Raw genomic sequence first — 25,118 nt, 5'->3', positions numbered from 1 at the left:
TCACGCTCCGTAGGAGAGGACGGCGACCGCGACGGCGAGGCCCGCCACGAGGATCGCGAAATAATGGTGGGAAAGCCCGGTCTGCGTGCGCCGCACGCCGCCGCCGGCTGCGCCGACGAGATAGGCGGTCAACCGGGGCAGGCCATCGGTAGCCCACTCGCCAAAGCGGTCCCCCGCGTTGGCGAGCCACCGTGACAACGCAGCGACGAGGCGCACGCCGCGGTCGACGACAGTGTCGTCGATGCGGGCAAGGACGTGGGCAATCGTCCGCGACAGCGCTGCGCCAAGGTGCACACCGCGGTCGACGAGGACATCGTCGATGCGGGCGAGGACGCGGGCAAGCGCGACGGCCGGCCGCGCCACCGCGTTCTCCAAGAGCCACGGAAGACCGAGCCAGTCGCCGAGCGCCGCTGCAGTGTCATTGCTGCCTAGATCCGCGCGTCGCCGGGCGATGACGATGCCGAGGACGGCCCCGGCCGCGATCGCCGCGATGGAGGCGGCGAACAGGCCGAGCGAGCCGGGCGGCAGGGCAACCCCGAGACGATCGGCGATGGTGTTGGGAACCGCGGGGATCCACAGCACCGATAGGGCCAGCGTCACCACGGCGAGGAAGGCCGACGGGAGGATTAGTACCGCACGAGATGGGATACGGCCGGGGTCGACGTCCGGGCCGGGGGAGAAGACGGCGACATAGAAACGCATCGCGTAGGCGGCGCTAAGTGCCCCCGCCACGACGACCGCTATGGTAGCGAGCGTCGAGGCATCGTGCGCGGCGCCAGCGATCTTCTCCTTGCTCCACGCCGCGCCGAGTGGCGGGATGCCGGCGAGCGCCAGCGTGGGCAAGAGCGTCATCCAGGTGAGGACCGGTACGGCACGACCGATGGCGAGGCGGTCCAGCGCGTAGGTGCCGCGAAGCTCGTGCGCGGTGCCGGCCTCGATAAAGAGCGCCGATTTCATTGCTGCGTGGGTGACGAGGTGGGCGAGCGCGACACCCGGATATCCGGCGCCCGCCGCCACGAACATGAGCCCGAGATGCGCCGAGGTCGATCCGGCGAGGAGCCGCTTGGCGTGCAGGTTGAGGAGCGCGACGATTCCGCCGGCAACCGCGGTGGTAGCGCCGACCGCCATCGCGCCTGCCCCGAACCCGTCGCCCAGCATGGGCCCGGCGCGCAGGACGAGGTAGGCGCCGGCGGCGACCAGCGTGGCGCTGTGGAGCAGCGCGGAGACCGGAGTCGGTCCATCCATCGCCCGGAACAGCCACGGCGAGAACGGCGCTTGCGCCGCCTTAGCCGCCGCCGAAACCAGAAGGCCCGCTGACACCAGCACGAGAGGCATGCCGGTCAGCTCACCGAGAGCATTGAGCCGGGTCGAGCCGGTGGCGGCGACAGTCGCCATCAGCGCGAGGAACAGGCCGAGGTCGCCCGTGCGCGTGACGACAAACGCCCAGATGCCGGACGTCACGGCGTCCGGATCACGCCAGCGATGGGCGACCAGCGCCCACGAGGCCGCGCCGATCACCTCCCATCCGACGAGTAGCGTGACGAGATCGTCCGCAATGACGACGAGCTCCATCCCGCCGACGAACACGAGAAGGAGGCCGACCATGCGCGGCAAGCCTGGCCCTTCCTCCGTCAGCGCGCCGCGTACCACGACGGGGAGCGCGACGAGCGGCGGGAGGATGAGCATGATCGCCGAAAGCGGCGTCAGCCGCCCGGCGAGCTCGATGCCGCTGCCCCAGGCGATGAGGAGCGTATCGCCGGTGAGGATCGCCGCCACGGCGAGCGCCAGCGTGGCGCCGAGGATGAACCCGGCGGCCAATGCGAGCTCACCCCGCCGGTCCGGCGCGGCGGCAATGAGGGCAAATCCGGCTAGCGTCGGCAGGAGGACGACGAGGGCGAGGATCATTGTTTCAGCGTCGTGAGGCTTTCGGTGACGTCCGCCTGCCGGTTGCGGTAAACGGCGACGACGAGCGCGAACCCGGCCGCCATCTCCACCGCCATGACGGCCATGATGACGATCGCGAGGAGCTGCCCCTCCGGCATCCCGCCGAGCGCGAACGACCAGAAGCCGAGCACCGCCAGAAGCGCCCCGTTCATGATCAGCTCGAGCCCCATCATCAGCATGACGAAGGACTGCTGCGATAGTGCGCCGTAGAGGCCGATGCCGATGAGCCCCGCGGCAACGATGAGAACCGAGGCGAGCGTCATGCGTGCTTCTCCTTGTCGCCGGCATGATCGTGCCCGCCGCTGTCGTGGTCATGCCCTTCGTGATGGTGTGCGTGATCGCTCCTACCGTCGCCGTGGGAGCCGTGGTCGTGTCCGCCGTGGCCGTGGTGGTGGCCGCCGCTCTTCTCCGGCACGCGGCCCGCGGGCGTCCCTCCCGGCTCGAGGCCCGGCGGGACCGAGCCCTCGACGGCGTCGCCGAAGCGACCCGTGCGCGCGGAGAGGATGACGGCGGCCATCATCGTCGCGAGCAACGTGACGCCGGCGGTCTCGAAGATCAGCATCGAGTCCCCCAGAAGCTCGATCCCCAGGTCGTGGACAATCGCCTTGCCCGCCGCGACAGGGTTCGATGGGAGGTCGGTGAGGAGCGTCGCAGCCGTCATTCCGGCGAAAGCGACGACCCCGGCGCCGATGGAGAAGCGGTGCTGATGGACCATCATCATCGGGTTGAGGCCGGCCGGGTTCATCATGAACATGACCATGAAGAGCACCATGACGGTCATCTCCACGGCCATCATGAATACCGTCGCGACGCCGATGTATGGCGCCGACAGGAGGAGCCCGATCCCGCCGACGGCGATGAACGAGATCATCAGCCAGAAGCTAGCCCGCACCATGGAATCGACGCGGAAGACGCGCCAACCGGCGTAGAGCGCCAGAGCGGAGAGACCGGTGAACAGCGCATCGATCATAGCGCGACGAGCCCCGCGGCAAGGAGGTGGAGGAAGGAGACCGGCAGGAGGACCACCCACAAGAATGTCACCATCCGCGATACCGGCATTCTTGGTAGGAGGTGCGTTGCCGCCACCATCAGCACGAGGACGAGCGCAGTCTTGAGCGCGAGCCAAAGCGGTCCAGGCAGCAGCGGGCCGAGGTAGCCGCCGAGGAAGACGGTCGCCGCCATCGCCGAGAATGCGACCAGCATCGCGAGCCGCGCCGCCTGCCACATGGCCCGCGCGGGGCCGGAGTCCTCGGCGCTGCTACCGCCGGCAAGGTCGGCGGAATCGGCGTAGTCCATCGGCCCGCGCAAGGTGAGCGACAGGCCGACGATGAGGAAGAGCGGCAGCCCCAGCGGCTGGCGTACGACATTCCACATCTCACGCTGACTTTCGACGATGGCGAGTACGTCGAGCGAGCGGGCCGGAAGGGCGGCGCCGATGAGAACGAACATCGACGGCAGCATGACCGGCAGGCCGGTGGCGACGTAGCGGTAGGCGCCGATCAGCGGGAACGGCGCGTTCGGCGACCACCCGTGGAGGAAGACGACGACCACCACCAGCGCCTCGACCGCGCCCCAGAGAACGATGCTCGTGGGTAGCTGGATGAGGGCCATGCCCTCGCCGAACGGGACGACGGCGAGACCCGCCGCCGCGAGCGCCCCGTACCACGCCGGGGCGAGGCGCCAGTTGGCACGGTCGGGCGCCTCGGTTGTCACCAACTGACCGGAGAGACGCATCGCGGCATGGCGGAAGGTGCCAGCGAGGTATGGCCCCGCCGGCGCGCCTGCGAGCGCCGCCCGCGCGACGGCGTCGAGGACGACCACGAGCACGGCGCCCAGCGCCAGGAAGAACACTAGGAACGGGAATGCTGCGAGGCTCATGCGGCGCCCTTCGCCATTCGGACGGCCGGCGACGCGATCGCTCCGCGCAGTTCGTCGATGGAAAAGCTCGCCAGGACCAGCGCCGCCTCGTGCCATTCGAGGCCGATGAGCATCGCGGCGAGATCGCCGGGTGCGGCCGGGTCGGCGGGTCGGCCGGCGCTCAGCGCGTCGAGCCGGCCCGCCGTCCGACTGCGCACGTCGCCGCCGCTCTCGTCGCGGGCGAGCGCGGACGGGATCGCGGCGAGAAGGCCTGTCCACCGGACCGCGCGGGCCAGCCCGGCTGCGGCGCGCGCGGGATCGGCAAGCGCCGCCCGCACGAGCCGATCGGCGAGCGCAGGAAGCTCGAGGAGCCGCAGGAGGCGTGCGAGCTCCAAATGAGGCGTCGCCGCGAGAAGGTCCTGCGCGAGCGGCGCTTCGACGATGCGGACGGACTGGATCACATCGCCCTGGAGCGTCGTCTCCATGATGAGACCGGGCGGCCATTGTGTCAGATACGGGCCGAATGTCGCGCTGTATGCGTCGAGCGCCAAACCATCTCGCAGGTCGTCGGTCGTCATCGCCATCGGTCGGCCGTAGGGTGTCCCGCCCATCATGCCATTGCCGCCCTGACCGTAAGGTCCGACGCCCTCCCACGGGTTGGGTGGCCCATCGTCGAGCAGGATCGCCTCACCCTCGGACTGCGTCGCCTGCGCACTGATGAAGGCCGCAGCGTCGGACACACTCTCCGGCGCGCCGGTGCCGAAGTCGAATCCTGACGGCCGGTCGGCGCGCCACCACACGGTCGCGCGGGGCTCAAAAAGCTGGGCGTGGATCCGCGCGAGGGCGATACGGTCGCTTGGTCGCTGCTCGCCCGCCACAACGAGCACCTGCGCAGCCCGTGGGGTCGCGACCAGCGTCAGCGCTGGCTCCAGCCGCAGTGCCTCGACTGCGCCGAGGACACCGCCACCCGCGGCGACGAAGACCGGGGTGCCTCCTACTGCCACCGGAAGATCCCTTCGCGCCAACCATAGAGGATGCCGAGGGAGAGAATGGCCAGGAACATCCCCATCTCGGCGAGCGCCTTCAGGCCCTCTTCGACGAACACGACCGCCCACGGGTACATGAACATCATCTCCATCTCGAAGGCGATGAAGACGAGCGTCATCGTGTAGAAGCGCACATGGTAGCGCTGCCAGGCGTGCGTGTCGGCTTCACCGCCGCCAAGGAAGGGAAGCCGCTGCGGCCAGGGCGAACATCGCGGGCCGGCCGCCCGGTACGCCGCCAGGACGAGCGCGACGAAGATGCCGGTCAGAACGAGGGCGGTGAGGAGCGCTTCCAAATCTTATCCAACCATTGAGCGAGATCGCGAGACGGCGCCGGGTGGGTCACTCGCCGGTGCAAACGATGCGGGTCATGGCTTAAGCTCGTCGCCGGGAAGGCTCGGCGGTCGGAACGCCCTGCGCGGCGCCGTGGCAGGAGCGGCCAAGCCAGCGATGCATGACGAAGTGCATGCCACCGCAAAGGGCCAGCGGAGCAAGCAGACCAATCGCAGAGGTCACACTGGTCAGGCTTCCGCCGGAGGCGAAGTATATGCCGATGGGCACGAGCATCGCAACGCAGCACGCCCACATCCCGATATTACCTGCGGACTTCGAAGTCCTTTGATACCCAGGTTCTGGGTCAATATTAATTTTATTAGACGATGGCGCGCCGCGCATAGGGCTCATCCTTTAGAAGATGACTTCCAGAATCAGCTACAACCTTCCAGCATGGTAAGGTCAATACTGACTCTTGGATCTCAGGCGATCAACCGGACGTGAAACATGGAGCCGCGTTCAACGGCGGGAGAGGGGAACAGAGCCTCGCATTACCTGGAATAGAAACGAGCCTGACGCGGTGATCAACAAGAAGCCCTGCAGGGCTTCGATGCCCGCCATGAAGCGGAGATGTCCGGTCGGCGTCAGGTCACCACGACCGAGAGTCGTGAAGTTGACCAGCGAGAAGTAGAAGTGGTCCATCCAGTCCAGCTCGCTTTCCGACTTGAAGGATCCTAAGCCGAGCGCCGTATCACCTAACCAGAACCCGACAGCGTAGAGGGTCGCCTCCACGACATGCGCCAACGCGATCGCCATCATGGCGATTGTCAGTCCGAGGTGCGGGCGCGGGGGCATCCTGGAGAGTACACCCGAAATTGAACACAAGGTTGCGTAGTGGATGCTCGTCGAGACGGCAAACAGCACGACGGACAAGAGTATCGCCAAAGCCATAGCCACGATCTACTCACGCGCTCGTAGTAGCGGGTCTCGTTGCGGGGCCGCCTTTCGACGCCGATGCACGGCGTTGGGAATTCGGCCGGCCCGCTCCGCCCCCTGCTTCAGCAAGGTCGTCGATGATCGGACACTCCGGGCGTTCGTCGCCGGAGCAGTGGGAGGCGAGGTTTCGCAGCGACGAGACCATCGCCTGCATGTCCGCGATCTTGCCTTCCAGCTCTGCGATGTGGGCCAGCGCAACGGACTTCACGTCCGCGCTCGCTCTCGACCCGTCCCCCCAGAGTTTCAACAGCTCCGCAATCTGATTGATCGAAAAGCCGAGATCACGCGCCCGCCTGACGAAGCGAAGGGTCTGGATATCGGCTGGTGCGTAGCTTCGGTACCCCGCAGCAGATCGTTCGACCGCGCCTATGAGGCCAATACTTTCATAGTATCGGATCATCTTGGCGTTGACACCAGACTCCTTCGCAGCCTGCCCGATGTTCATTCTCCGCCTCCCGAGCGAGCGTTAGGTGCGGCAGTCGTAGAAGCCGCTGTAGCCAACGGTCATCCCGCGATCGAGGCTCATCGTCAGCACAGCGTCACGCTCGCCATCACCCGCGAGGAGATCGCCGGTCGGTCCGTTGACAGCCATCGACACACCCGCTGCGGCAGCCGTCGGGCCTCTGGCAAGTGAGGCCGGGTCGGCCTGCAGTTGCACGAGGTCCCCGCTGATCTTCATTAGCGCTGCGCCGTCGCTGGCAAGCGCCAGCACTGGACGGCTTCCTTCGGTATAGGTGAACCGGCATGTCGTTCCGCCCGAAAGACCCAGCGCGATCTCATCGTCCGTCATAAACTGCGGGTCGAGCGAGGGAAGGTCCGCCGTGGCGAGCGCCTCGTCGAGCGTCATTGCCGACGCGGACGGCGCAGCCGTCCCGGTGCCGTCACCGTTCCGGTCGATGTCGTCGATGAGGAAGCGCATCTCGGCGATCTCCTTGTCCTGCGCGTAGATGATCTCGTCGGCGAGCTTGCGCACGCGCGGGTCGGAGATATCCGCTCGGCTCGAAGTCATGATGGCGATCGAGTGATGCGGGATCATCGCGCGCATGTAGGATGTGTCGCCGACCGTGACCTGACTGCGTACGAGCCAGAGCGACACACCGAAAACGACTACCGCGCCGGCGAAGATCGCAAAATTGAGGCGGGTGTTCTTGTACATTGCCAGCATGAAGGCCAGCATGATCAGCGTCATGACCGCGCCCATCATGATCGCCATGTACGTCCGCGTCTCCGAGAAGAAGACGTGACTGAAGAGATACGTGTTCAGATACATGAGGACGAACATGACGGCTGTCGACGTCAGGATCATCGCAGCGAAACGCAAATAAGACACAGGCTTCTCCGTTGAGATCACATGTAGGCTGATCAAACCTCAACCCCGGAAGGGGGTTAAAGTTTCGGTGGAATTGGTTATCCGAAAGGCCCTCGCGTCGCGGGAGAAACGGCCGTTGGCGCGTCTCGCCGGCCGCAGCCCTCGCACTCGGACGCGCATTTCAACCCCCTTCGTTACTCTCGTGGTGGTGCGCGGACCGCGACTGTCTCGCGGCCAGGAAGATGCGCTCGAACGCGAAGACCGAGAGGATCCCGGCGAGCGCGATGAAGACGATTGGACGATCGGTCTGCCACTTCAACAAGGCAAATGCCCCCAGAACCAAAGCGTCCAGCCCGATGGCTGTCAGCATAACCCAGCCGCGCGCGGCGATCGTCTTGCGCTGATTCCTGAAGACGCCCCAATGGATCAGCATGTCCATCACGAGGTAGAAGAACGCCCCTAATGACGCGATGCGGCTCAGATCGAAGAAAACCGTAAGGCCACCCGCAATAACAACGGTGTAGACGAGCGTGTGGTCGCGAATTGTGCCGCGCATCCTGAAATGACTGTGCGGAACGAGCTTCATGTCAGTCAGCATTGCGAGCATGCGCGACACGGCAAAGATACTGGCGACGACCCCAGATGCTGTCGCAACGAGCGCCAGCGCGACGGTAAGATAGAACCCTGCCTGTCCGAGCGCGGGCTTGGCCGCTTCCGCGAGCGCGTAGTCCTTCGCTGCAACGATCTGGTCGAGCGGCAGGCTCGACCCAACGCCGAGCGCGACAAGGAGGTAGATGACAGTACATAGGCCAATGGAGATCACGATCGCACGGCCGACGTTTCGATGGGGGTCGGTGATTTCGGCCCCGCTGTTGGTGATTGTCGTAAAGCCCTTGAACGCGAGAATCGCCAGTGCGACCGATGCGACGAACCCAACGGCTCCCGCGTCGCTGCTGCCAGCTTCGAAGGAGATGCCCCCCGCCCACAGCGCGGCGATCCCGAAGAGCGCGATCCCGCCAACCTTGAGCGCCGCCATGATCTGCGAAAGCAGCCCAACTGAACGATTGCCCGCCGCGTTGACCAGATAGGCGAACACGATGAGCGCAACGCCGATCGCCGGCACCAACCAGCCCTCAGCGGGCATTCCGAGGCCGCGCAAGAGATAGTTGGCGAATGTCCGCGCCACGAGGCTCTCATTGATCACCATCGAGAGAGCCATCAGGAGCGCCGCGCCCGCTGCCACCGTCGTCGGCCCATAGGCCTTCTGCAAGATCATCCCGATCCCCCCGGCGGACGGGTAGGCGTTCGACATCTTGACGTATGTGTAGGCGCTGAAGGCGGTTATGACCGCGCCTACTAGGAAGGAAAGCGGAAACAGTGACCCCGCCACTTCCGCGATCTGCCCTGTCAGCGCGAGAATGCCCGCACCGATCATGACGCCTGTTCCCATCGCGACCGCATCGAGAAACGATAGGCTGTTCTTTGCGTAGCTTGAACTCAAGGCTCTCTCATCTTGCTATGATACAGGCCAATGTCCTCGCACCGGGACCGCCGTGCCGTGTCTGGCGCGCGATCGCCGGCTTGGCCGTGTGCGGAAGGACCGTCCGTTATCGTCTGGCGAACAGAAAGCCGATTAGGATGCCGGCAAGAAGGATGCCGGCCGCGCCGATCAGCATTCCGCCGCCCATAAGATTCATGCCCCACCCGTCCATGTGACCGAACATGCGGTCCTCCCTTGCGTTTGCGTCTCCGAACAAGATCGTGAGGTCCGTCGGAAAGGCGGATCAGCCGCCCATTCCGCCCATCATGATTGCGCGCATTTCCGCAGGGGTTAGTTCGCCGTCATCGTCCGCATCGGCGGCCTTGAACATACGTGCATGAAACTCCTGAACCTCAGGAAGGGACAGGGTTCCGCTGCCGTCTGTGTCCACCGCGATGAACAACATCCGCATCATCATCGAATGGCCCATTCTCCGGTCCCCGCCATGCTGGGCATCACGCACGTTCTTGCCCTGCCCGACTTGGTTCATTCCCGATCCCGGCATCGTACCGGAGCTCATACGTTGCATCATGGCGCCGTCGCGCGGGCTACTGCCGGGCGTCTCTGGCGACGTTGTCTCGGTCGTGGACGCATGCCTCTGGCTGCTATCCTGGGCCAGTGCGGGAGCGACTGTGAAGAACGCCGCTCCGGCAAGCGTGGCGATTGCTGTTGCTCTTCGTTTCATCACCATTTCCTCCAATGCTCGTGAGATATCGAGGCGGGCGAGTTCCGCCCGGTTTTCCCAGCGGCGACGAGCGCCGCCGAAACTCTGCGGGTTCACTCCGCGGGAGAGGCGGCGACCGCAGCCACCACACGACCGTCACGGGCCATGGGTGGCCGGAAGCCTTTCAGTCGCAGGGCATTCGTGAGCACAAAGATGCTCGACAACGCCATCGCTCCCGCCGCGAGGATGGGCGAAAGCAGCAACCCAAACGCCGGATAGAGAGCCCCCGCCGCCACCGGAATCAGCGCGGTATTGTACGCGAACGCCCAGAAGAGGTTCTGGCGGATGTTGCGCATCGTCGCCCGCGACAGCGCGATGGCGTTCGGCACGCCGTTGAGATCGCCGGACATCAGCACCACGTCCGCCGCTTCAATGGCGACGTCGGTGCCCGTGCCGATGGCAAGGCCCACGTCCGCCTCGGCGAGCGCCGGCGCGTCGTTGATCCCGTCGCCGACAAACGCCACCCGGCCGCGCGCGCCCAGTGTCTTTACCGCGTCTACCTTGCCATCCGGCAACACCTCGGCGATGACCTCGTCGATGCCTAGCCGCGCGGCGATGGCCTCGGCCGTGCGGCGGTTGTCACCGGTGATCATCGCGACCGACAGGCCGAGATCATGCAACGCGGCGAGCGCGGCGGCCGTCGTCGGCTTCACCGGGTCGGCCACAGCGATGACCGCGGCGAGGCGACCATCGACGGCGGCGTAGAGCGGCGACTTACCCTCCCCGCCCAGCCTCGCGCTCTCATCAGCGAAGGCGGCCGGCTCGAGACCCAACCGCGTCATGTAGCGGTCCGCACCGACGTCGATGCGCCGGCCCGCGACGTTCGCGCCGACGCCGAAGCCCGGGACGGCGTCAAACCTGGCAACCTCCCCCGCTGAGAGTCCGCGCGCCCGTGCCGCCTGTACGATAGCTTCAGCAATCGGGTGCTCGGACTTCGCCTCAACGGCCGCGACGAGCGCCAGCACCTCATCCTCGGTGAAGCCTTCCGCCACGGAGAAGTCGGTGAGCTCCGGACGCCCCTTTGTGAGTGTGCCAGTCTTGTCGAGCGCCACGATGGTGACGTCCCGCAGCGACTGGAGCGCCTCTCCCTTGCGCATAAGGACGCCCAACTCCGCCCCACGACCGGTACCGACCATGATAGAGGTGGGTGTCGCGAGCCCCATCGCGCATGGGCACGCAATGATGAGCACCGCAACGCCGTTGACGAGGGCGAAGGTGAGCGCAGGATCCGGCCCGAACGTCAGCCAGACGAGGAACGTGACGGCCGCGACCGCCATCACGACCGGTACGAAGACGAACGTCACGCGGTCGACCAGCGCCTGGATCGGAAGCTTCGCACCCTGCGCCGTCTCCACCATGCGGATGATCTGCGACAGCACGGTGTCGGCGCCGACCTTGGTGGCGCGGAAGGTGAACGCGCCGGTCTTGTTGAGGGTGCCGCCGACAACCTCGTCCCCCTCGCCGCGCGACACGGGAACCGGCTCGCCCGTGATCATGGACTGATCCACGAAGCTCGATCCGTCGAGCACCACGCCGTCGACGGGGATCTTGTCTCCCGGGCGCACCGCGATCACGTCGCCGGCCGTGACCTCCTCGATCAGCACGTCCACGGTCTCGTCGCCGCGCACGACGCGCGCGGTCTTCGCCCTCAGACCCATCAGGCGCTTGATCGCCTCGCCGGTCTGCCCCTTTGCGCGGGCCTCCATGAAGCGGCCGAGGAGGATCAGAGTGACGATCACGGCCGCGGCCTCGTAATATACATTCTGCGTTTCCGCGGGCAGGCTACCAGCTGCGAAGGTCGCCACCACCGAATAGGCCCAGGCCGCGCCCGAGCCCAAAGCGACCAGCGAGTTCATGTCCGGCCCGCCATGCAGGAGCGCCGGAATACCCTTTCGGAAGAAGCGCAGACCCGGACCGAATAGCACCAGCGTCGTCAGCGCGAACTGAATGAGCCAGCTCGTCTCGCGCCCGATCGCGACGTCGATGGCGTGGTGGAACGCGGGGACGAGGTGCGCGCCCATCTCCAGCACGAACACCGGCAGCGTCAGCATCGCGGCGATGGCGACGTCGCGCTGAAGCGCCTTGAGCTCGCCTGCTTTCTTTGCGTCCGCCTCGTCGCCTGCATCGGCCGCGCTCGCGAGCTTCGCTTGGTACCCGACGTCTTCCACCGCTTCGACAAGCGCGGCCGTCGTCACCACCCCGTCCGCGTGACGCACGGTCGCCCGCTCAGTCGCGAGGTTGACGTTGACAGACTTAACTCCCGGGACGGCGGCGAGCGCGCGCTCCACCCGGCCGACGCAGGACGCGCATGTCATACCGTCGACGGCGAGCTCGGTCGTCGCCTCGGCGACGTCGTATCCGGCGCCCTCGATCGCCTCGCGCACCACAGCGGCGTCGGCAGGTCCCGTAAAGGTCACTCGGGCTCGCTCGGTGGCGAGGTTCACGCTAGTATCCGTAGCACCGGGGATCGCCCTCAAAGCTCTTTCCACGCGGCCGACGCAGGACGCGCAGGTCATCCCCTCAACGCCGAATTCGATACTCGACGCCGCCATTCCCGTTCGCTGAAGCCGGCCGACCGATGCATCCATGAGAACCTCCCTTGGCACGTCAACGCGAGATGGGGCTTCCCATGATGGGAAGGTCAAGCGCGGTCCTCGAAAGAATGTATGCCGCCGTCATCTTGACCTTCCCACGGTGGGAAGCCCCACTTCCCGGCGAGAGATGAACTGGAGATGTCGTCATGAAACTCTCGATCTCGATCCCAACGATGCGCTGCGGCGGCTGCGTGAACGGCGTCACCCGCGCCGTCGAAAAGGTCGACAAGGATGCGACCGTCAGGACCGATCTCGCGACGCACGAGGCGGTCGTCGAGACGCGCGCCAGCGAGGCCGACATCCTCGCCTCGCTCGAAAAGGCGGGCTTCCCGGCCATCGTCCGGTAAGGCATGTCCGGGAGCCGGGCGCTGGCGTACCTTGCTCATTCGCCGGAGGCGGCGACAGCTGCCTCCAGCTGCTTCGCGTCCACGAAGCCCGGAATCACCTCGTTCCCGATCACGAAGCTCGGCGTCCCGTTGATGTTGAGGCGCCCGGCGACCTGCATCGTCTCGCGAATCTTGGCGGTGATGTCGTCGGCATCGCCGCGCGCTACGATCTCGCTCCAGTCGAGTCCTGCTCCTTCGATGGCCGCCTGGATCTGGGCCTCGGTCAGCGTTCCTTCATGGCCCATAAGCGCCTGATGCACGTCCCAGTACCTGTCCGGAGCGCTCGCCCACACGGCAAGCGCAGCCCGCGCGGCCTGGGCTGACGACGCCGACAGGATCGGAAATTCCTTGAATACGTACCGGATCCGGTCGTCGTTCTCGAGGAACTCTATTACCTCGGGTTTCACCTTCCGGCAGTACGGACAGTTGTAGTCGAAGAATTCTACGACCGTGATCGTTCCGTCCGGATTCCCGCCCACAGGATCGTCTCCCGCGTTGCGCAACGTCTCACCGAGGTCGGCGAGAGCGCCCTTCACCGCCTCCTCATCCGCGGCCCTCTGCTTCGCCTGCAGGGCTTCAAACGCCTCGGCGAGAATCTCGGGATTTTCGAGAAGGTGGTCGCGGATGAGCGCACGGACCTCATCCTTCTCCCCGGCGCTCAACCCGTCGGCCAATGCGCTCACGACAGACAGGCCGACCGCTGCAGCGGCGATGAACAGTCTCAGCATGGTCTATTCTCCGGTCTTTGCCATGGTGCCGGTTCGCCCGCGCGCGGCGGCGATCGCGTTCCGGACGGCGTCGATAGTCAAGATTTCTGGAAGAAGTATGCCGTTCGGCGCAGCTGGGCCGTATGCGACGTCGAGCGGAATGCCGTAGCGGCCGTGGTCCTTCACGAACGCCGCGATCGCGTCGTCGGGCCGCGTCCAGTCGGCCCGCATCGCGACCGTGTCCGGCCGGGCGAGAAGGGCCTCGACGGGTTCCCGGTCGAGCGCGGCCGCCTTGTTGTAGACGCAGGTGATGCACCAGTCGGCGGTCACGTCGACGAAGACGACGTGACCGCGTGCGACATGTCCCTCGATCGCCTCCCTGTCGAACGGCTGCCAGTGCCCCGCGTTCTCGGAAGGTCCGCCGACCGAGGCCGAGCCGACATTCGCGACGACGACCAGGACGCACGCGGCGATCACAGCGCCACCCAATCCGACCGTCGCCGGGCGCGGACGGCGTAGGACCGCTGCAACGGCGAGGCTCCCGGTTGCGAGGGCGATCAGGACACCGACGCCCACCTGAGCAAAGAGGATCGACCCAAGCCAGGCGACGACCGCCAGCATCGGCACGACGAGTGCGCGCTGGAGCCGTGCCATCCACCGCCCCGGCTTCGGCAGAAGCCTCGTGGCTCCCGGCACAGCGGCAACGAGGACGTAGGGAAACGCAAAGCCAGCAGCGAGCGCCGCGAACGTCGCCGCGAGCGCGCTAGCTCCCCCGGCGAGCCCGAAGGCGATGGCGGTTCCGAGAAACGGCGCGCTGCACGGCGTTGCGAGGAGCGCGATCACGAAGCCGTCGGCGAAATCGCCGGTTCGGCCGAGTCGGCCAAGCCGGTTCTGCATACCGTCGGGCAGGCGGATCTCGAAGACGCCGGCAAGGTTCAGCGTCATCAGCGCGAAGAGCGCGAAGAGAAACCCGACGAAGAGCGGCTCTTGAAACTGCATTCCCCAGAACACGTCCCGGCCGAACGCTTTGAGCGTCCCGAGCGCCACTGCGAGGACTGCGATGAAGGTGACAATACCACCTGCCGTTGCCAGAAATGCGAGACGTTGCTGTCCCCTATCGAGAGCCGCTGCGCGAGAAAGCGCCGCCACCTTGATCGACAGCACCGGCAGGACGCAGGGCATGACGTTGAGGATGAGACCGCCGAGGAACGCGATTGCGAGGATCGCGGCAAGGCTGTAGCCGCCCGTCGTCGGCTCCGCCGCGACAGCATCCGTCACCGTGCCCGAAAGGTCGAGCGCCAGGTCTTCATCCGCAACGGTGAGACGCACGGCAGTGCCCGGCGGGGGCGGCACGCCTATGAGCGTCGCCGTGAAACGGCCGCCTCCCCTGGCGCCAAGCTTGCCGATCAACGGGTTGGCGCCCTCGACCTCCGCCACGATCAGCGCACCGGTGAGGTCGCCACCTTCGCCGAACGACTTCAGTTCAACCTTAAGACCTTCGGCAGCCGGGACAAGTTGTGCCAGCGCGACATTCTCATCGAGAGCGGGACGAGGCACACGCGCCAGCGCGGCCGCGATGGGTGTGTCGGCGATCGCTGGCAGGAATGATGAATCGGCGGGAATCGTCGCCGCGAATGAAAAATGCGTCGGGATGCACACCTTGCCGCAGACAAGGAAGTCTGCCTGAACGTCCAGCCGCGCGCCTCGAGCCGGGTCCGCCAGATTGATCCGAAGCGGCAGTGTGACTCCGTGCTCGTAGCCCAGGGCCTCGATGCCGAAGGCCACGAACCGCTCCGGTGCCGGGAAGACGACGCGGGCTTCGCCGACATTCTGCGAGCCCTCCGTCTGGATACGAGGGGGAAGGCCCGTTGATCCGGCGGAGCGCCAGTACGTCTTCCAACCATCGTCGAGACGCACCTCAAGCCCGGCGACGATGTCGCCCGATGCATCTCGTGCGATGTGGAGACGGGCCGCACTGTTTGCCCCCTCCTGCCACGGCGTTGCGGCGACGGCCGATGCGCTGAACGGCGCCAGCAGGATCAGCGCACAGGCGATGCGGGTGGCGATCGTCATTGCATCCCCGCCATCTGGCGGTTGAGCTCGTCATGCCGTCGCCGAACGTCCTCCGGCCAGCGGCTCTTGATGTAGGAAAGGACTGCAACGATCTCGTCGTCGCTCAGGACGCCCCCGAACGCCGGCATGTTCGAGTAGTAGGGCTCGCCGTTGCCCATCTCCTTCGGCGGCCCTTCTTTGGTCAGCTTGAAGAGCAGCACGTCAGGGTGGTGCCAGGTGTGCCCGGTCTCGTCGTGCGGAGGGGCCGGAAGCCGGCCGTCCGCGCCGCGCTCACGCCAATTCAGCTGGCCCTGGAGGTTCGGGCCGTGGCACGAGGCGCACTGCGCCTCATAGACGTTTGCACCTTGTGCGACCACGGTCGCATCGTCCGGAGCGAGTGCGATCGCCGGCGCCGTCTGAGTCTGCAGCCAGAACGCTACCGCGGCGATGGCGGTCGCGCCGACGAGCAACCCGACGCCAAGCATGATGAAGGGACGTTTCTTGGTCATGGCGTTCACCCGAGCAGCGACTGGCTGGGCGGCCGCACCACGACACGCGACCCGGTGGGCACGCGCATGTGCAGGTCGATGATGTCCTGATTCAGAAGGCGGACGCAGCCGGAGGATACCGCGCGGCCGATCGAGTAGGCTTCCTGCGTGCCGTGCAGGCGGTAGAGCGTGTCGCGGCCGTTCTGGTAGAGATAGAGCGCCCGTGCGCCCAGCGGGTTGCCGAGACCCGGCGGCATCCCGTTTCGATATTCCTCGAGCTCTGGTTCGCGCGCGATCATCTCGGCCGGTGGCGTCCAAGTCGGCCACTGTGCCTTCCGCTCGATCGTCGCGGTGCCGTTCCAGCCGAACCCCTCGCGACCGAGGCCGACGCCATAGCGCATCGCCCTGCCGCCTTCCATCGTCCAATAAAGGAAATAGCTCCCGGTATCGACGACGACTGTACCGGCGCGCTCTCCCGTCGGATCAGCCACCTCCCGCCGCCAGAACCGCGGATCGACCTTGGAGAGATCAACCGCCGGAATGGCAAACCGCTCGTCCGGCCGGGCGCCGTACATCTCGCGGTACAGCGGGGGCACGCGTGAGGTGGCAGCTACCTGCGGCGCGGGTGCTTGCGCAACGGTACAGCCACCGAGCAGCGCGGCGCCGCCTCCGACGAGAAACGCGCGGCGGCCGATCAGATTAATGCCCTGCACGGTAGAAAACCCGGCTGTTCGAGGCTGGACCGGCGTCGAACGTCACGACATCGTACTGCGCGCGCGGATCGTCGCCCATGCCAACGGAGCCCTGCGGCATGCCGGGGACAGAGATCCCATGGACCTTCGGCCGCTCGTCGAGGAGCTTGGCGATCGCCTCTGGCGGCACGTGGCCCTCCAAGACATAATCCTGGATGGCCGCGGTGTGGCAGCCCTGGACCTCGTCGGGGACACCGGCCTGCTTGCGCAACTGAGCGAGGTCGTTCAGCTCCGTCACCTCGACCTTGTAGCCAAGGCGTTTCATGTGGTCCGTCCACGCGCCGCAGCAGCTGCACCAAGGCGTCTTGTAGACGTGCATGGTGTAGGCAGACGGATCGCCGGCAGCAGCAGGCTGCGCCCATCCGGCGATCGTTCCGGCGAAGAGCGCTGCGGCGACGTACTTTGCACTGAACATGGAAAACTCCGAACTTTACTGGACGTACACCGGCGCGCCGATCGAGACGCGGGTGTAGAGGTCTTCGACGTGAGCATTGAGGAGGCGGATACAGCCGTTCGAGACCGCGCGACCGACGCTCGTCGGATCGTTGGTGCCGTGTATGCGGTACATCGTATCGCGACCGCCGCGGTAGAGGTAGAGCGCACGGGCGCCGAGCGGGTTGCCAAGTCCACCCGGAACCCCGCCTGCGAACCTCGCGTACTTTTGCGGCTCGCGGCGGATCATGTTCTCCGTCGGTGTCCAGCTCGGCCAGGTCACTTTGCGCCCGATGCGCCCCGAGCCGCGAAACGATCGCCCTGCGCCACCGACGCCGATTACGTATTCGAGCGCCCGGCCTCGACCCAGAATCAAGTAGAGACGCCGTTCGCCTGTGTGCACCACGATCGCCCCAGCGGGTGCGCGCGTGCGAAAGCCGACGATGGTAGGTGGCGTGACCGGACGGGGATGCGCCTCCGCACCAGACGGTAGCGCCACGGCGAAAACACTCGCTGCAAGGCCGGCGAAAACCTCGCGACGCGAAGGTGCGCTCATGCGGCGTCCCCTTTGACGTCGACGAACGTCATCATCCCGCCGGCCTGATGTTCGATCATGTGGCAGTGAAGCATCCACTTGCCGGCTGTTTCGGCGGCGAAGGCAATCGAGACGCGATCGTCCGGCGCCATGACGGTGGTGTCCCGCCACGGTCCGTCTACCGGCACGCCGTTCCGCTCGATCTCGCGGAAGTGCATCCCGTGGAGGTGCATCGCGTGCGGAAACGCGGTGTCGTTGATCAAGTCGACGACGACGGACTCGCCACGCTTCAGCGAAACGAGCGGCGTCTCCATGTCCCCTGCGACGCCGTTGAATGCCCAAACGCGGCCGTTGGCGACAAGGTCGCGCATTCCCATCATGCGTCCCCCCATCATCGCACCGCGCATGCGGCCCATCGCACCGCCTTCCATACGAAGTTCGATCCGCTGGGCCTCGGCGATTGCGAGGGCCGGCCGCGCGTTCGCCTCCAGGGGCGTGACCTCGGTACCGATAAGGCCGCTGCCGCCCGGCTCATCGCGGTATGCGAACTGGCCGAGCGTGACCTCATCGGTCAGCGTGTAGGCCTTGATGGGGTACATCGATCCTGCCTTGCCTGTTGCGTCGAGGACCAAGTCGACGCGCTGACCGGGGCCGAGAATGAGCGGCTCTTCACCGACGGCTCTTGGCGCCACCGGATTGCCGTCCTCAGCGATAACGACGGGGGCGTGGCCGGGGAACAGAAGCGCAAAGATCTGCGCGTTGGCGACGTTGACGAGCCGGAATCGCACACGCTCGCCAGGCGTCAAAGGTACCGCTGCGTTAGCGCTGCCGTTGATCGTCGCTAGGTTGCCGAGGCGCCCGGCGTGCGCCCACTCGTGCATCTGACCGAGGTCGGTGTCGAGGCGACCGCCACGGTCGATCACCCAGTCGTCGAGAACGAGAAGAACGTCTCGGTCGACCTTAAACGGTTTGCGCTCATCGACGATCAGGATGCCATAGAGTCCGCGGTCCTGCTGGTTCCAGCCGCGGAAATGGGTGTGGTACCAGTAGGTGCCGGCGTCGGCGAGGTCGAAGGCGTAGTTCATTGAACCGCCCGGCTCCACGGGAGCCTGTGTCAGGGGTGCGGCGCCGTCCATCGCGTTCGGTGGCCTGAGTCCGTGCCAGTGGACCGAGGTTGGCTCATCGAGGCGGTTCTCGAACAGGACCTCCAGCCGATCGCCTACGTGATATCGAAGGAGCGGGCCTGGAACTGTGCCGTTGTAGCTCCAGGTGTCCACCAGTCGGGTGGCTTTGCCGAACTCGAGCGCTTGGCGGCCTGGGGCAGCGATAAGTCGCGCGGGTATGCCCGCTGCGAGTGTTTGGTGCGTGGTGGACAAGCTCGCGAGGCTGGCGGCGGCGCCAGCGAGGATCGTGCGCCGCGTGATCGCAACGCCGGAAAAGGGTCTCATGGTGATCTTCCGCAGCCATCACTTTATGCGTGAATGGCGAGACAAGCGGGGAAGTGACCCGCAACACCGCCCTTGTTTGGGCGGACACACGCTCTCACCGGCGACAAGTCGATGGGCGTTGGGTCGGAGTCACACCGTTCGCCGAGAAGACGGCGCGCAGCGCTCAGACCGTGTTTGCGGAAAATCTCGGAGGTGGTGGATCGTGCCGAGGCGGCACAACGGTCGCATTCCACACCACGCTGCAGGGAATACCCCCTGACGTACGGATGAAACCCGGAACGAACGGATCAACAGCGAGCATCGCGGAGCCGCCGCAAGACGTGAGGTTGGCGGGGCACTCCGGCATGGAGGTCTTCCCGTCGGGACAGTGACCGTCGAAGCATGGCGACATTGAACTGGCGTCACTCTTCGCAATCGTCATCACCGTGTCGTTTGGCGATCCCGACATCGCGGGAGCCGCGCGGACGGAGGCGGGATTGCTCAGAAGGAGCCCCGCTACGATCAACGCGTGGAGTATGACGGCGAACAGACGCATCTGATGTTGATGGCTCTGCTTCCGCGAACTGTCAATAGCAGGTGTTTGATTCCTATTGCGCGCAATCAACGTTGCACGACTGCGTCCTTTCATGAGCTGAAATGGGTCGCCGATCGTGATGGTTTTCTGCGTATGTCGTGTGGCCGAGTACGTCTAAAGCCGCGAAGATGCGGCGGGTAGAGATATGTTCGCTAGACTCCGAATCCAATCCAACGGGTTCGCCGGCAATGTACCGATCCCAACGAGGGATCGGACATGGCGGATTTATTCTGGTTGAGCGACGTGCAGGTGGAGCGGATCGAACCGCACCTTCCGCTGGGGCGTTGCGGTGCGCGACGGGTCGACGACCGGCGGGTGCTGTCAGGGATCGTGCACATGCTGCCGCGGGCGCGCTGGCGAGACACGCCGGCGCCGTACGGCCCCGCCGACCACGGTCTACACCCGTTTCCACCGCTGGAGCCAGCAGGGCGTCTGGCAGGCGATCTTCGACGCCTTGGTCTCGCGAGCTCCCGCGGCCGAGACGGCGGCGATCGACGCGACCCACGTGCGGGCGCACCGCTCCGCCGCCGGCGGAAGAGGGGACAGGCCATCGGCCGCTCCCGCGGCGGCAGAACCTCGAAGCTGCATGCCCTGACCGACGCGACGGGACGCTCGCGCGTCCTTCTGCTGACGGCCGGCAACGTCGAGGACATCACGCTCGCGGCCCGGCTCGTCGACCTCGCCGGACCGGTCGAGCGGCTGATCGCAGACCGTGGTTACGACGCCAACCACCTGCGCCACCGCCTTGCCGACAGTGGGGCCGAGGCGGTCATTCCCTCGACCACGTCCCGCCGCTCGCCGCTGCCTTACGACCGTGCCACCTACCGCCTTCGCAACGTCGTCGAGCGGATGTGGTGCCGGCTCAAGGACTTCCGTCGCATTGCCACCCGCTACGACCGCCTCGCTGCCAACTTCCTTGGCGGCGATCGATGATCCTGCCGCAGGACCCCGATCTGACACACGGGGGCCGGCCCCCCAACACCGGTCGATGCGGCACGGAGGCCCTCTTCAATGGAAGAGGTTCTCGAACGGCACGTATCCGAGGCGGCTCCCGCGGCGAATGTCCCCGGTGCTGGTTTCGATGTAGCCGAGAGCGTCCGCCTCGATGAGGGGGCTGAGCCGAGCCGATCCGCCTTTGCCGAGCCGGTCGATCATCGTCAATCCGGAGGCTGCAGTGAGGCGGCACGCAGGGAAGAACTCGGCGCGGCCAGGCAGCCTGTCGAGCTCGAACGCTGATCTCGCAGGCACCATCGGTGGCAACGGATTGCGCCCGTCGAGCGCTTCCAGGATCGGTAAGCCGACGACGACCAGACCGACAAGGGCCGCAAATGGATTGCCAGGGAGCCCGAGAACCGTGGTCCCGGACACCTCGCCGAGCGCAGCCGGCTTGCCCGGCTTCATCTTGATCCCGAGCGTCCGCCAAGTACCTCCGAGAGTGGTCAGAGCGGTGCGGGTATGGTCCTCGTCGCCGTCGGCCATTCCGCCACTGGTGATGAGGAGATTGGTCGTCCCCGCGACCGCCGCCAGCGCCTTTTCGATCCGACCCGGGTCGTCCGGCACCCGCGCGATCGTCCGGACCTCGCAACCATGACGCTCGAAGAAGGCGGCCGCCATGGACGAGTTCAAATCGTAGATCTGATTGTCGGCTCGCGGGCGACCGGGCTCGATGATCTCGTTCCCGAGGGCCACGATCGCGACCGACGGGCGCCTTGCGACCGCGACTTCGTCGAGGCCGAGAGCTGCGAGCAAGGCCACGTGCCGGACATCGAGGACCTGACCGGCGCGAACGACGACGTCACCCGACGCGAGGTCCTCGCCGACCCGGCGGATGTTCGCCCCGGGCCGAACCGGCTGCGAGAGGCTGATCGCACCGCCGGAGCGCTCCACGTGCTCCTGCATGACGACGGCCGACATTCCGGGTGGCACCGGCGCGCCGGTCAGGATGCGCACGCATCCGAGAACGGGACCTCCGGGCGGATCGCCGGCGCGGATCGGGCGATCGACGGGGATGGGCGTGGCGACCGCGCTCAGGCTCGCCGCGCCGAGGCCGTAGCCATCGACCGCCGCGTGGTCGAACAGTGGCAAGGCCATCGGCGCCGCAATATCGGCCGCGGCGACGCGCCCCCGTGCTCGCGCAAGGGAGACGATCTCGCGGCCGCCCATCCGCGGGACCTGCGCGCAAATGAAACTGGACACCGCGGCGACATCGAGAAGAGGTTGGCGAACGGCGCGGACGGATCCTGCCGTGTGGTCGAGAAGCATGGGACGCGTCCTCAAGAAAGGGGCGCCCGGAGGCCGAGCGCCCTGCCGCACATCAGCTGAAGGAGGCTTCCTTCGGCTTGAACGACACGTGCGCGACGCCGCGCGGCGCATCGGCGATCTTGCGGATGTTGCCCCAGGTCTTCTTGTAGTTGGGGATCACCAGCTCGTTGACGCCGTCGTTCACGACGTTGCCCTGTACCCCGGTTGGGTAGGCGAACAGCATGAACGTCTCACCGGAACGGGCCGTCGGAGTCGGATAGACCATCGCCTGCGTCGAGCCGGCGTCGTTCCAGACCTCGACGAGGTCCCCCTCTTTCACGCCGACCTTCTCCATGTCGCCGGGGTTCATCTCGATGAACGGATAGGGCCAGCGGTCCATGACGAGTTCGTTGCCGGTGTCGAGATAGGCCGACTGCCAGACGAGGTTGGCGCGGCCGTTGTTGATGAGGTAGTCGAACTTCGCCTTCTCCTCCTCCTTGCCCGGCGCGCGGAGCCCGCCCCATTCGGCGACGCAGAAGCGGGCGCGGCCTTCGTCCGTCGAGAACTTGCCGTCCTCGTAGAGCCGTTTGGTGCCGACGATCTGGCCACCCTCGAACCCGGTGGCCGGCTCTTGGAATCCGTTGGTGCCCATCGCGCGCAGCCGTTCGTAGGTGACGTGCTCGCCGCCCTCGGCGTTCTGGTGATAGCCGTCCATGAAGACGTCTTCCTCCGTCTGCCAGTCGAACTTGCCGGCGAACTTGTCGGCTGCCTCCGACATACCCTTCTCGCGGAAGACGCGCTCCATGGCGTTGGCGAGGCGGGCGGCGATGATGCCGTCGCCCATCGCCTGGCCGGGTGGGTCCATGTAGCGCTCGGTGAGGCGCATCCGCCGCTCACCGTTCATCGAGGTGAGGTTGATCTCGCCCGACGTCGCGGCGGGGAGCACGACGTGCGCCGCCTCGCCAATCTTCGTCGGCACGATGTCGACGTCGGCGACGAAGAGGCCGCCATCGCGGATCGCGCCCATGATGGCCTCCACCATCGCCTCGCGATCGCCGTAGGGGACGCTGCTCATGGCGTCCTTCACCTTGTCCGTGCGCTCCTTGTAGACGCGCTTGAACTCGAAGGCGTTGAGCGTCGTCTTGTAGTGATCGCACGCCCAGACGTGGTGGACGCCGCCCTGCCCCTCGATGAGCAGGCGGTCGACATAGGGCGCCGGACAGCCGATGAAGCCGTCGGACGGGCGCACGTAGCCCTCCTGGTGGCCGCCGAGACGCACGCAACCGCCGCCGGGCCGGCCGATATTGCCGGTAGCGAGGGCGAGGTTAACCAGAGCGCCATTGGTTCGGTAATTGTCGTTGCCCCAGATGAGGCCCTTCTCGTAGGCGAACATCGTCCGCCGCCGCGCACCGCCCTCCTTCTGCTCGGCGATCCATGCGGCCGCCTTCTCGATGTCCTCGGGGCTGAGGCCGGTGATCTCGGCGGCCCTCTCGAGCGTGGTGCGATTGGCCTCCAGCGCCCGCCGGAAATCGGTGAGTTCGGCGACCTCGCCCTTGGTCGAGGGCTTTCGCGGAAGCTCGGGCGCGCCTTGCGTCCTGGACGCCTCGGCCGTGTGGGCGTCGATGAACGCCTGATCGACCCAACCCTTGTCGGCGACGAGGGTGAAGAGCGCGTTGAACAGCACCATGTCGGTGCCAGGGTTTACCGCGAGGTGGAGGACGTTGCTCGCACCGGCCACGAGCTCCGACGCGTTGACCGACACGGTGCGCCGCGGATCGACGAAGACGATACGACCCGGGGCGTGCGGCTCGTCCGGGAGCTGCTCGGTCTTCTTGCCGCCGGACATGCCCCTGAGGTTCGGGACCCAGTGGTTCAGGAAGTAGTTGGTCTGCGCCTCGAGCGGATTGGCGCCGACGACGAAGATTGTATCGGCGAGCTCGGCGTCCTCGTAGCAATTGTTGAGCTCGCCGATGCCCATGTCGCGGGTGGCATGGACCTCGGAGTTATAGGCAGGACGGTTGTGGATCCGGATGTTGCGGATCTTCATCGCGTCGAAATAGAGCTTGCCCGTGCCCCAGGTGAACTCGTAGCCCCCGCCGGCGCCGCCATGGTCGGCCGCGGAAACGAACAGCCCATCCTCGCCATATTCCGCGATCGTGGCCACGGTGACACGGGCGACGAGGTCGAGCGCGTCGTCCCAGGCTGTCGGCTGGAGCTGGCCGTAGCGCCAGACCAGTGGATCGGTGAGGCGCTGCAGCTCAGTGTTGCGCTGCTCGGAATAGCTCATTTCGGCCATGCGCCCGCCGCGCGGCGAGGCGAGGCCGGAGTTCACCTCGCAAGCGTGGTCCGGCTTGATGACGAGGTGGACGTCCTTTCCGTCCTGCTTGACGAGGTTGTACATCGAGGGGGCGTACCAGGCCTCGCTCTCCGCCGGCTGCTGCACGGCGAGGTCGACGCCGAAGGCGTTCTCGTCTGGGCCCGTGCCTCCCTGCTTGTTCGCTGGCCAGGTGTAGGCGTGATATCCGCACCCGACGATGCAGTAGTGGCAGACGACGTTGTGCTTCTTGGCGTTGGCGGGCGGGATCGGCAGGCGGTCGATGTTGCGCTTGAACGCCATGTTCAGCCCTCCAGAACGTTCGAGGTGCGGCCGTAGAGAAGCTCGTCGAGGCCTTCGGCGAAAATATCGCCGGCATCGTCGATCCTGAGCACGTACTGCGGCAGGTTCTGCGTCGCCTGCCCCCAGGTCTGCTGCCCCCCCTTCTCGGCGTCGAAGACCGAGAAATGGCCCGGGCAATTGAACGTGCGACTCTGGCCGGAATAGATGAGCGGAAAGCCTTTGTGCGGGCATGTGGCGGAGAATCCGACGATGTCGCCGTCCGGCCCCACCCCGCCGGCGACTTTGGTGCCGAGCTTGAAGAGGACGCCCGGAGCATTGTCGTCCGGATAAGCAACGTAGGGCGGCTCGTTGACGGTGAGGTCGGAGAGGTTGGCGAGGCGGTTCTCCGGATAGGCCACCCTCGCGGCGGTTTGCCCCTGCGCCCGTGCCGGGCCGGCGATGGTCGCCGTGGCCCCAGCGACCGCCGCGACCGCGCCGCCTCGCAAGAACTGCCGGCGCCCGAGGTCGACCATTCGATGGCAATGCGTCATGCGTTCCCTCCTGTGTTGCCGTTTTCCCGCTCTTCTGCGAGCCGCGGGCCAACACCAAAAGGTTCGGCAAGCTCTT

Annotated in this window: 25 protein-coding genes; 2 read left to right on the top strand and 23 right to left on the bottom strand. The window is 66.2% G+C overall.

All coding sequences use genetic code 11. The features are described from left to right. The 13 genes from MRB58_RS23260 to MRB58_RS23205 all read right to left on the bottom strand — a co-directional run bounded on the left by MRB58_RS23260 (position 1) and on the right by MRB58_RS23205 (position 12,238). On the bottom strand, positions 1-1,905 hold the full coding sequence (locus MRB58_RS23260; protein ID WP_244782193.1) for an NADH-quinone oxidoreductase subunit L: 1,905 nt from the start codon (positions 1,903-1,905) through the stop codon (positions 1-3). Beyond that, on the bottom strand, positions 1,902-2,207 hold the full coding sequence (gene nuoK / locus MRB58_RS23255) for an NADH-quinone oxidoreductase subunit NuoK (RefSeq protein WP_244782192.1): 306 nt from the start codon (positions 2,205-2,207) through the stop codon (positions 1,902-1,904). The genes MRB58_RS23260 and nuoK overlap by 4 nt, the downstream gene beginning before the upstream one ends. Continuing rightward, a complete protein-coding gene (locus MRB58_RS23250; RefSeq protein ID WP_244782191.1) occupies positions 2,204-2,914 on the bottom strand; it encodes an NADH-quinone oxidoreductase subunit J in 711 nt (236 codons plus the stop codon). Before MRB58_RS23250 ends, nuoK begins: the two co-directional genes overlap by 4 nt. Continuing rightward, positions 2,911-3,822: a complex I subunit 1 family protein gene (locus MRB58_RS23245; RefSeq protein WP_244782190.1), complete on the bottom strand. Its 912-nt coding sequence runs from the start codon at positions 3,820-3,822 to the stop codon at positions 2,911-2,913. Before MRB58_RS23245 ends, MRB58_RS23250 begins: the two co-directional genes overlap by 4 nt. Further along, a complete protein-coding gene (locus MRB58_RS23240) occupies positions 3,819-4,688 on the bottom strand; it encodes a hypothetical protein (protein WP_075223109.1) in 870 nt (289 codons plus the stop codon). Before MRB58_RS23240 ends, MRB58_RS23245 begins: the two co-directional genes overlap by 4 nt. A gap of 107 nt (positions 4,689-4,795) precedes the next feature. Further along, positions 4,796-5,104: an NADH-quinone oxidoreductase subunit A gene (locus MRB58_RS23235; protein WP_371747320.1), complete on the bottom strand. Its 309-nt coding sequence runs from the start codon at positions 5,102-5,104 to the stop codon at positions 4,796-4,798. A gap of 115 nt (positions 5,105-5,219) precedes the next feature. Then, complete coding sequence (locus MRB58_RS25010; RefSeq protein WP_371747319.1) at positions 5,220-5,411, bottom strand: DUF2933 domain-containing protein; 192 nt, start codon at positions 5,409-5,411, stop codon at positions 5,220-5,222. Between the two features lie 225 nt (positions 5,412-5,636). Then, entirely contained in the window at positions 5,637-6,041 is a 405-nt protein-coding gene (locus tag MRB58_RS23230; RefSeq protein ID WP_244782205.1) for a potassium channel family protein, read from the bottom strand. A 40-nt stretch (positions 6,042-6,081) separates the two neighbouring features. Continuing rightward, positions 6,082-6,558 (bottom strand): Cu(I)-responsive transcriptional regulator, encoded by a 477-nt coding sequence (gene cueR, locus MRB58_RS23225; RefSeq protein ID WP_083551919.1) that lies wholly within the window; start codon positions 6,556-6,558, stop codon positions 6,082-6,084. Between the two features lie 21 nt (positions 6,559-6,579). Beyond that, on the bottom strand, positions 6,580-7,443 hold the full coding sequence (locus MRB58_RS23220) for a DUF6692 family protein (RefSeq protein WP_244782189.1): 864 nt from the start codon (positions 7,441-7,443) through the stop codon (positions 6,580-6,582). 160 nt (positions 7,444-7,603) lie between these two features. After that, a complete protein-coding gene (locus MRB58_RS23215; RefSeq protein WP_244782188.1) occupies positions 7,604-8,923 on the bottom strand; it encodes an APC family permease in 1,320 nt (439 codons plus the stop codon). Between the two features lie 283 nt (positions 8,924-9,206). Further along, positions 9,207-9,647 (bottom strand): EF-hand domain-containing protein, encoded by a 441-nt coding sequence (locus MRB58_RS23210; protein ID WP_244782187.1) that lies wholly within the window; start codon positions 9,645-9,647, stop codon positions 9,207-9,209. 92 nt (positions 9,648-9,739) lie between these two features. Then, a complete protein-coding gene (locus MRB58_RS23205; protein ID WP_244782204.1) occupies positions 9,740-12,238 on the bottom strand; it encodes a heavy metal translocating P-type ATPase in 2,499 nt (832 codons plus the stop codon). Positions 12,239-12,426: 188 nt separating this feature from the next. Here MRB58_RS23205 and MRB58_RS23200 point away from each other — a divergent pair, with 188 nt between their 5' ends. Then, complete coding sequence (locus tag MRB58_RS23200) at positions 12,427-12,627, top strand: heavy-metal-associated domain-containing protein (RefSeq protein WP_244782186.1); 201 nt, start codon at positions 12,427-12,429, stop codon at positions 12,625-12,627. Between the two features lie 35 nt (positions 12,628-12,662). On the opposite strand, the gene MRB58_RS23195 is transcribed toward MRB58_RS23200, so the two are convergent. The 7 genes from MRB58_RS23195 to MRB58_RS23165 are packed head-to-tail and all read right to left on the bottom strand — an operon-like array spanning position 12,663 to position 19,080. Next, positions 12,663-13,394 carry a DsbA family protein gene (locus tag MRB58_RS23195; protein ID WP_244782185.1) on the bottom strand — a complete coding sequence of 244 codons (732 nt, stop codon included), beginning with the start codon at positions 13,392-13,394 and terminating at the stop codon, positions 12,663-12,665. Between the two features lie 3 nt (positions 13,395-13,397). Beyond that, positions 13,398-15,446 carry a protein-disulfide reductase DsbD gene (locus MRB58_RS23190; protein WP_244782184.1) on the bottom strand — a complete coding sequence of 683 codons (2,049 nt, stop codon included), beginning with the start codon at positions 15,444-15,446 and terminating at the stop codon, positions 13,398-13,400. After that, on the bottom strand, positions 15,443-15,934 hold the full coding sequence (locus MRB58_RS23185; RefSeq protein ID WP_244782183.1) for a cytochrome c: 492 nt from the start codon (positions 15,932-15,934) through the stop codon (positions 15,443-15,445). The genes MRB58_RS23190 and MRB58_RS23185 overlap by 4 nt, the downstream gene beginning before the upstream one ends. Before the next feature lie 5 nt (positions 15,935-15,939). After that, positions 15,940-16,626, bottom strand: a complete 687-nt coding sequence (locus MRB58_RS23180; RefSeq protein ID WP_244782182.1) for a L,D-transpeptidase — start codon at positions 16,624-16,626, stop codon at positions 15,940-15,942. Further along, positions 16,613-17,080, bottom strand: coding sequence for a DUF411 domain-containing protein (locus tag MRB58_RS23175; RefSeq protein WP_244782181.1), 468 nt, complete (start codon positions 17,078-17,080; stop codon positions 16,613-16,615). Before MRB58_RS23175 ends, MRB58_RS23180 begins: the two co-directional genes overlap by 14 nt. A gap of 15 nt (positions 17,081-17,095) precedes the next feature. Continuing rightward, positions 17,096-17,653, bottom strand: coding sequence for a L,D-transpeptidase (locus MRB58_RS23170; protein ID WP_244782180.1), 558 nt, complete (start codon positions 17,651-17,653; stop codon positions 17,096-17,098). Beyond that, the gene (locus tag MRB58_RS23165) at positions 17,650-19,080 is read right to left on the bottom strand and encodes a multicopper oxidase family protein (protein WP_244782179.1); all 1,431 of its coding nucleotides are present in this window, start codon (positions 19,078-19,080) and stop codon (positions 17,650-17,652) included. Before MRB58_RS23165 ends, MRB58_RS23170 begins: the two co-directional genes overlap by 4 nt. Positions 19,081-19,870: 790 nt before the next feature. On the opposite strand from MRB58_RS23165, the gene MRB58_RS23160 reads away from it, so the two are divergent. After that, positions 19,871-20,587 carry an IS5 family transposase gene (locus MRB58_RS23160; protein ID WP_244782178.1) on the top strand — a complete coding sequence of 239 codons (717 nt, stop codon included), beginning with the start codon at positions 19,871-19,873 and terminating at the stop codon, positions 20,585-20,587. Between the two features lie 75 nt (positions 20,588-20,662). Here MRB58_RS23160 and glp read toward each other — a convergent pair whose 3' ends face one another. From glp to MRB58_RS23145, 3 genes are read right to left on the bottom strand one after another with little or no spacing between them, the layout of a single operon-like run. Beyond that, the gene (gene glp, locus MRB58_RS23155) at positions 20,663-21,916 is read right to left on the bottom strand and encodes a gephyrin-like molybdotransferase Glp (RefSeq protein WP_244782177.1); all 1,254 of its coding nucleotides are present in this window, start codon (positions 21,914-21,916) and stop codon (positions 20,663-20,665) included. A 52-nt stretch (positions 21,917-21,968) separates the two neighbouring features. Continuing rightward, positions 21,969-24,512, bottom strand: a complete 2,544-nt coding sequence (locus MRB58_RS23150) for an arsenate reductase (azurin) large subunit (RefSeq protein ID WP_244782176.1) — start codon at positions 24,510-24,512, stop codon at positions 21,969-21,971. A gap of 2 nt (positions 24,513-24,514) precedes the next feature. Next, positions 24,515-25,042, bottom strand: a complete 528-nt coding sequence (locus MRB58_RS23145; RefSeq protein ID WP_244782175.1) for an arsenate reductase (azurin) small subunit — start codon at positions 25,040-25,042, stop codon at positions 24,515-24,517. Positions 25,043-25,118 lie beyond the last annotated feature (76 nt).

The sequence above is a fragment of the Acuticoccus sp. I52.16.1 genome, assembly GCF_022865125.1.
GTDB lineage: Bacteria > Pseudomonadota > Alphaproteobacteria > Rhizobiales > Amorphaceae > Acuticoccus.
Note: the sequence above shows the minus strand (reverse complement) of the source record. Positions and strands in the feature narration are given on the sequence as shown.